The organism is Methylophaga sp. UBA2689 (assembly GCA_002354555.1).
GTDB lineage: Bacteria > Pseudomonadota > Gammaproteobacteria > Nitrosococcales > Methylophagaceae > Methylophaga.
In genome coordinates, this window is sequence record DELT01000047.1 from 1 (window position 1) to 7346 (window position 7346).

Here is a 7346-nt window from a genome sequence, read left to right on the forward strand (position 1 = left end):
GAATTAAAAGGTTGCTATCCCTACCTGTTGGAAACGTTGGGCGAACAAATGTCCAAACGCTTGCTGACCACGACTCGCAAAGCCACTAATATGGCATTTATGGATGTTTCCGGGCGGGTAGAAGAAGCCTTGCGTGATTTGGCCGCTCAGCCGGATGCAATGCGCCACGAACAGGGTCGGCAAATCAAGATAACCCGTCAGGAAGTCAGTCGCATTGTCGGCTGTTCGCGGGAAATGGTCGGTCGGGTATTAAAAGAATTACAGGAACGCGGCATCTTGTGGGCGCATGGTAAAACGATGGTATTGTTTGACGAAGACCATCGTGGTGTTAATGCCTCAATTAAAAAGGTTGGCTAACGCCTCACCTGGTTCATCTGCCCGCATAAAGGCTTCACCAACCAGGAAACCATTTACACCGTGCTCACGCATGAAAGTGACATCTTCCTTCCCAAGGATACCGCTTTCGGTGATTACTATTGTTTCATCGGGAATGAAATTAAGTAACTTGATAGTGGTTTCCAGCGACGTTTCAAAAGTATGTAAATCACGGTTATTGATGCCTATCAGAGGCAGATTCAATACCAACGCACGATGCAACTCTTCTTCATTATGCACTTCAACCAGCACATCCATATCAAGCTGAATCGCTAACTGACTTAACTGTTCCAGTTGATCATCATCCAAAGCGGCAACGATCAGCAATATGCAATCGGCCCCAATCGCTCTGGCCTCAAATACCTGATAGGGATCGATAATAAAATCTTTACGAATGACCGGTAACTGACAGGCCGTTCGCGCCTGTTTCAGATAGTCTTCGTGTCCCTGGAAAAAATCCTGATCGGTCAATACTGATAAACAGGCCGCGCCACCGTTTTCATAAGACAAGGCAATTTCAGCAGGACGAAAATCTTCCCGCAGCACACCTTTGCTCGGTGAGGCCTTTTTAACTTCAGCAATAACGGCGCTTTGTCCTGCAGCCAGTTTACGTTCAATGGCCTCAACAAAACCGCGTACCGGTTCAGCGTTTTCAGCCAATTGCTGTAACAGATTAATAGGCAAACGTTTACTGCGCTCGGCAATTTCCTGTTGTTTACGTTGCAGAATTTTTTTCAGAATATCGGGTGTATCAGTCATAAACGATCTTTTAAAGTTGGCTGCAGGTGATGAGTGCATCTAGTTTTTGTTGAGCAATACCACTATCAATAAAGTGTTTTGCCTGACGAACGCCTTCAGCAAGGTTGTCAGCTAAATCTGCTGTATAAATGGCAGCGCCGGCATTGAGCACGACGATATCTCTGGCTGGGCCAGGTTCACCGGCAAATACACGCTGAATAATATCGAGACTTTGCTGTGCATTGGTGACGGTCAGCTGACTGATATCAACACGCTGCATCACAAAATCTTCGGGCTTGATAGTGTAGGTGGAAATCTCACCATTTTTAAGCTCGGCGACAAACGTATCGGCGCCAATACTGATTTCATCCATACCATCTTCGGCATGCACCACCATCACATGTTTACTGCCAAGTTTTTGCAGTACCTGCGCGATAGGTTCAACCCATTTCTTGTCAAATACCCCCATTACCTGATGTTTGGCTTTGGCTGGGTTGGTTAGCGGACCGAGTAAATTAAAAATGGTGCGGACACCCATTTCACGGCGCGGACCAACGGTATATTTCATTGCACCATGATGACGTTGGGCAAACATAAAGCCAACACCAGTTGTTTCTACACAGTGGGCTACCTGTTCAGGTGTTAGTTCCAGATTAACACCCGCTGTTTCCAATACATCAGCACTGCCGGAAGTGCTGCTGACGGAACGATTGCCATGTTTTGCGACTTTGCCGCCAGCCGCAGCCACTACAAAGGCACTGGCGGTGGAGACATTAAAGCTGCTGGCACCATCGCCGCCGGTACCACAGGTATCAATAATATGCTCACCGGTGACCTGCACTGGCGTGGCTAATTCACGCATTACCGATGCTGCGGCCGCAATTTCGGTAATGGTTTCGCCTTTCATCTGCAAACCAATTAAGAAGCCACCGATCTGAGCGTCTGTTGCTTCACCGGTCATAATCATTCGCATCGCTGCCGTCATTTGCTGTTCAGACAGATGCTGATGCTGGGTGATCAGCTTGATGGCTGCCTGCATGGTAAATTCATTCTCCGCCATGGTGTTCATCCAGAAAGTTTTTTAATAATTGATGACCTTGCTCAGTCAAAATGGATTCAGGGTGAAACTGCACGCCTTCGATTGGCAGGGTTTTGTGCCGGACACCCATAATTTCATCAATGCTGCCATCCGGGTTTTCTGTCCAGGCAGTTACCTCAAAACAATCGGGCAGCGTTTCTTTTTTAATGACCAGTGAGTGGTAACGAGTTGCCTGCAATGGATTATTCAATCCCTTAAACACACCGACATTGTTGTGATGCACCGGGGAAGTCTTGCCATGCATGATTTCGCGTGCGTGCACCACATTGCCACCAAATGCCTGACCAATTGCCTGATGGCCCAGACAAACACCTAGAATCGGTTTTTTTCCGGCAAATTGATGAATAACATCTAATGAAATTCCCGCTTCATTTGGCGTGCAAGGACCGGGAGAGATCACTATAAGCTCTGGGTTAAGGGTCTCTATGTCGCTAATGGTCAGTTTATCGTTACGCTGTACCTCCACCTCAGCACCCAGTTCAGCAAAATACTGCACCAGGTTGTAGGTGAACGAATCATAGTTATCAATCATTAACAGCATAGGGTGTCCTGTTATTTATTCAGTCGGTTTTGGCGGCTCAAGTCCTGCCTCAGCCATGGCAACAGCTTTGAATATCGCGCGGGCTTTATTCATGGTTTCTTCCCATTCCATTTCCGGAACAGAATCATAGACAATACCGGCACCCGCCTGGATATGCAGTTGCTTGTCTTTGATGACGGCTGTGCGGATAGCAATAGCTGTATCCATATTTCCAGCCCAGGACAAATAACCAATGGCGCCAGCATAAACGCCGCGTTTAACCGGCTCTAATTCGTCAATAATTTCCATTGCACGTACTTTCGGTGCACCGCTGACGGTACCGGCCGGGAAGGTCGCACGGAGTGCATCCATTGCCGTCATTCCGGGGAGAACCTGTCCCGTCACATTGGAAACAATATGCATTACATGTGAATAGCGTTCGATGACCATTTTATCTGTCAGATTTACCGTACCTGTCTGACTGACCCGGCCCACATCATTACGACCCAGATCTATCAGCATCAAATGCTCTGCCAATTCTTTTGGATCGTTAAGCAGTTCCTGCTCCAGGGCTTTGTCCTGTTCTTCCGTCTTACCACGACGACGCGTACCGGCAATAGGTCGCACAGTGACTTCATTGTCTTCCATGCGAACCAGAATTTCCGGAGAAGATCCGACAATGTGGAAGTCTTCGAGGTTCAGGTAATACATGTACGGTGATGGATTTAATGTGCGTAGGGCACGATATAAATCAATTTCCGCCGCATGAAAAGGCACTGACAAACGCTGTGACAGAACCACTTGCATGATATCGCCATCGTTAATGTATTGTTTTGCCTTGCTGACCGCATCGATAAACCCATCATGGGTGAAACCAGAGACAAAATCCTGTTCCGAAATCGAGTTCTGTGGACGTTTATCGTTAAACTTAGGGGTGGATTCACGCAATTCACGAATCAGTTGATCCAGGCGTTGTTGTGCCTGGTCATAGGCTTCGGGCAGTGTTGGATCAGCATGAACGATCAAAAACAATCTTCCACTGAGATTATCAAACACTACGAGTTCGTCAGATACCATCAGCAACACATCAGGGCAGCCCAGAGGATCATTTTCAGGAGCTTCACCTAAACGGGTTTCAACATAACGAACTGTGTCATAGCTGAAATAGCCAACCAGGCCACCGTTGAATTTAGGTAAATGCTCCAATGTAGGTACATTGAACTTGGCCTGAAAATCGGCAATCCAGGTCAATGGGTCTTCATGCTGAATTTCGTTTATCAATACATTACGTTGATAAACTTTGATTTGGTCACCAAATACTTTGATAACGGATTCACAGGGAAGGCCAATAATGGAATAACGTCCCCATTTTTCGCCGCCGTGAACCGACTCGAAAAGATAGGAATAGGGCGCATCTGCCAGTTTAAGATAGGTACTTAATGGCGTGTCTAAATCGGCGAGCACTTCGCGATAAAGAGGGATGCGGTTATAGCCTTCACTGGCCAGTTGGTCGAATTGTGCCTGTTTCATTTTCGGCTTCTAAAAAAGAGTGTTTAACTCAGCAAAACTATCAATCACCGCATCCGGGTTAGCAGAGCGGATATCATTGCCATGGTTATAACCGTAGCTCATACAGACGATTTGAAAACCGGCGGCGCGTGATGCTTTGACATCACTGACCGAGTCGCCAATCATCAAAGCCTGTTGTGGCTCGATTTTAAAATAATTGGCTGCATAAAGCAGCGGTGCAGGATCCGGTTTTTTCTGCGGCAAGGTATCACCGCTGACAATCAGTTCAAAATAATCGCGGATCCCCAGATTATTCAGAATGGGCAGCGTAAACTGCTCATCTTTATTGGTCACACAGCCCAGATAAATGCCTTGATCCTTAAGCCATTGCAACCCTTGTTTTACATCAGGGTATAGCAGACTGCGTTTACTGGTGTTTTCTGCATATAACGCCATAAATATTGGAGCTGCCTGGGCATAAAGTGCTTCAGCAGGTTCACCATCAAGTTGATTTATCAAGGCACGTTTTATCAGCCTTTCAACACCGTTACCTACCCAGTTTCTGACCTTGGCTTCACCACGTTCAGGCAAATTGAGTGCCCGCATGGTCTGATCGGTACACCAGGCCAGGTCCGGCACACTGTCAACCAGTGTGCCGTCGAGATCAATTAACGCAAGCGCTGGCTTGATTAATGCCATTGATTAGATTTTTGCCTGAGCCAATTCAGCACGCAGTGCTGCAATTACGGTTTCATATTTATTAGGGTCATTATCCTGAGCGGCACCAAATACGGCAGAACCAGCAACAAAGGTACGTGCTCCGGCTTCTGCGATTTCACGGATATTCTGAATGTTTACACCGCCATCAATTTCCAAATCGATATCATAGCCACTTTCATCAATCATTTTGCGAGCCTGACGCAATTTTTCCAGTGTGTGGGGGATAAATTTCTGACCGCCAAAACCCGGGTTCACAGACATCAGCAGAATACGATCTACTTTGTCCAGAACATGTTCTGCCAGCGTTAGTGGTGTCGCAGGGTTGAATACCAGACCGGTTTTACAGCCTTCTGCTTTAACCAGTTGCAGACTGCGATCAATGTGATCCGAGGCTTCAGGATGAAAAGTGATGTAACTGGCGCCGGCTTTGGCAAAATCAGGAATAATGCGATCAACCGGTTTCACCATTAAATGTACGTCGATTTCAGCAGTAACACCATGCTTGCGCAAAGCTTCACAGACCAAAGGTCCGATCGTCAGGTTAGGGACATAATGGTTATCCATAACATCGAAGTGAACGATATCAGCACCTGAGGCCAGTACATTTACCACTTCTTCACCAAGGCGGGCAAAGTCAGCGGAGAGGATAGATGGGGCAATTTTGAATTCGGCCATGTCGGATTCTCTCTAAGTTAGTTAAAAATTTGCTATCAAAACCCGTTACTCTACCCCAAAAGCCGGGTTTTTTCAGCTTTTGAAATTCATTATCGCTCTTTATACTGGCGTCAGTTGACCAACCGAGCTAAATAGGAAAACAAGTGCGAATTCACCTACGATTGTTCATTACATTTTTGCTGTTTCTCCCATGCATGCTTTTACAGGCCGGTGCTTTGGATGAAACGAATGTAGCTAAGCCGCAAATATTGCGTCAGGACTCAGTTACAAAAGGCTATGAGCCATTAGCTGTAGATGATCAAAATATAGCGGCTGCGTATTTACCGCAAACCTTAGGTATATCTCGTGGCGCCATTTTGTTACTGCATGACATTAATGAACATATCGACAGTGCTGCGATTGGTATTTTGAGACGACAGTTACCGGCTTATGGCTGGAATACATTATCAATCAAGATCATTCGGTTTACGGAAGCAAGTGAGCAAGAGCCACCCGCCACAGAAGAAGATGCTGATGCAGCGGATGAAGCGGATCCGGCTGAGCAGGCTGAAACAGAGGAAACTGCAGCAACAGAAGCTGAGAATACGCCCGCAGATAATGAAAATACTGAACCAACTGATGCAACTGAAACGGCAGAACCTGCTGAAGCGGAATTTACAGCGATAACCACTGCTCAGCGTCTGGATGCAGCTTTATTAAAGTTACAGCAGGAAGGACATGAAAATATTGTGTTGATTGGTCAGGGGGCAGGAGGAGAGCTGGCCTTAAAAACGCTTAACGAAACCGCGGTTCCGGTTGCCGCATTAATCATGATAAATACCGGTGAATTAGCAGAAGGGACAAACATGACTGAAACAGCGATTCCAATATTGGAAATTCTGGGTAGTCGTCAGCAAGACTCTATTAAACAGGCTGTTCTGCAACGACAGATACAGATGAAAACCGAACAGAAAACCAACTATCAGTTGCGTGAGATCAATGGGGCAGCTCATTATTTTGTCAGCTCGTCCAGGCGATTAACCAATCTGGTCCATGGCTGGTTATATAAACAGTTTTTTGATGAAGAGGATGCACTTTAATGCGTCTTTACTATGGTGGCTCAGTGGTTTATCAAGCCGCTTCTGATGAGGGTATTATTGAAGTCGTTGATATTGGTGATCAGCGATCGCTGCATTTTGGAACCTATCCACGCCAGAGCAGCATGTCATTGCAATCACCTCATCTGCTTGAACTGAGTTATACCCGCGCCATGATGGCCGGTTTATTGTTTCAGCCAAGCCCCAAAACTATCTGTGTGATTGGCCTGGGCGGTGGATCACTGGTTAAGTTTTTGTTACATCATTTTGAAGATTGTCAGATTGATGTAATCGAATATCGGCAGGATGTGATTGATGTGGCACATCGCTATTTTGAAGTGCCGCATAATGATCCCAGACTGCGGATTCATCATGATGATGGTTATCAGTTTGTCAGCAATCAGTTTTTCAGCAATGGCGCGTTTTATGATCTACTGCTGGTCGATGCTTTCGATCATGTGGGAATGTCGGCCAGTGTTGGAGGCCAGGCATTTTTTGATGCCTGTGCCGGGGTGCTTAACGACAATGGACTAATGAGTATCAATTTATGGGGAACCGATCGGCCAGGATTCAGTCAATCGATGCAACGTATAAATCAAAGTTTTGATAATCAGACCTTAGTGCTACCGGTGGC

Annotated in this window: 9 protein-coding genes; 3 read left to right on the plus strand and 6 right to left on the minus strand. The window is 46.4% G+C overall.

Annotation, left to right across the window (positions count from 1 at the left end):
* On the plus strand, positions 1-357 hold a 357-nt coding region (locus tag B3M51_RS05160; RefSeq protein WP_292757316.1), incomplete at its 5' end, for a helix-turn-helix domain-containing protein.
* Here the strand turns inward: B3M51_RS05160 and trpC are convergent.
* Genes trpC through rpe form a run of 6 tightly spaced genes read right to left on the minus strand, consistent with a single transcriptional unit; the run spans position 337 to position 5636 of the window.
* Positions 337-1134 carry an indole-3-glycerol phosphate synthase TrpC gene (gene trpC, locus B3M51_RS05165; protein ID WP_292757317.1) on the minus strand — a complete coding sequence of 266 codons (798 nt, stop codon included), beginning with the start codon at positions 1132-1134 and terminating at the stop codon, positions 337-339. The two genes, B3M51_RS05160 and trpC, sit on opposite strands and share 21 nt — an antisense overlap.
* Positions 1135-1144: 10 nt before the next feature.
* Positions 1145-2173 (minus strand): anthranilate phosphoribosyltransferase, encoded by a 1029-nt coding sequence (gene trpD / locus B3M51_RS05170; RefSeq protein ID WP_292757318.1) that lies wholly within the window; start codon positions 2171-2173, stop codon positions 1145-1147.
* On the minus strand, positions 2160-2753 hold the full coding sequence (locus tag B3M51_RS05175) for an aminodeoxychorismate/anthranilate synthase component II (protein ID WP_292483814.1): 594 nt from the start codon (positions 2751-2753) through the stop codon (positions 2160-2162). Before B3M51_RS05175 ends, trpD begins: the two co-directional genes overlap by 14 nt.
* Before the next feature lie 15 nt (positions 2754-2768).
* Positions 2769-4262 carry an anthranilate synthase component I gene (gene trpE / locus B3M51_RS05180; RefSeq protein ID WP_292483812.1) on the minus strand — a complete coding sequence of 498 codons (1494 nt, stop codon included), beginning with the start codon at positions 4260-4262 and terminating at the stop codon, positions 2769-2771.
* Positions 4263-4271: 9 nt separating this feature from the next.
* Positions 4272-4940: a phosphoglycolate phosphatase gene (locus B3M51_RS05185; RefSeq protein ID WP_292757321.1), complete on the minus strand. Its 669-nt coding sequence runs from the start codon at positions 4938-4940 to the stop codon at positions 4272-4274.
* A gap of 3 nt (positions 4941-4943) precedes the next feature.
* Complete coding sequence (gene rpe / locus B3M51_RS05190) at positions 4944-5636, minus strand: ribulose-phosphate 3-epimerase (RefSeq protein ID WP_292483808.1); 693 nt, start codon at positions 5634-5636, stop codon at positions 4944-4946.
* 143 nt (positions 5637-5779) lie between these two features.
* Here rpe and B3M51_RS05195 point away from each other — a divergent pair, with 143 nt between their 5' ends.
* Together B3M51_RS05195 and B3M51_RS05200 are read left to right on the plus strand one after the other, a co-directional pair.
* Positions 5780-6715: a DUF3530 family protein gene (locus B3M51_RS05195; protein ID WP_292757323.1), complete on the plus strand. Its 936-nt coding sequence runs from the start codon at positions 5780-5782 to the stop codon at positions 6713-6715.
* Positions 6715-7346 (plus strand): spermidine synthase (locus tag B3M51_RS05200; RefSeq protein WP_292757325.1); only part of this gene is annotated, 632 nt, incomplete at its 3' end. The genes B3M51_RS05195 and B3M51_RS05200, both read left to right, overlap by 1 nt.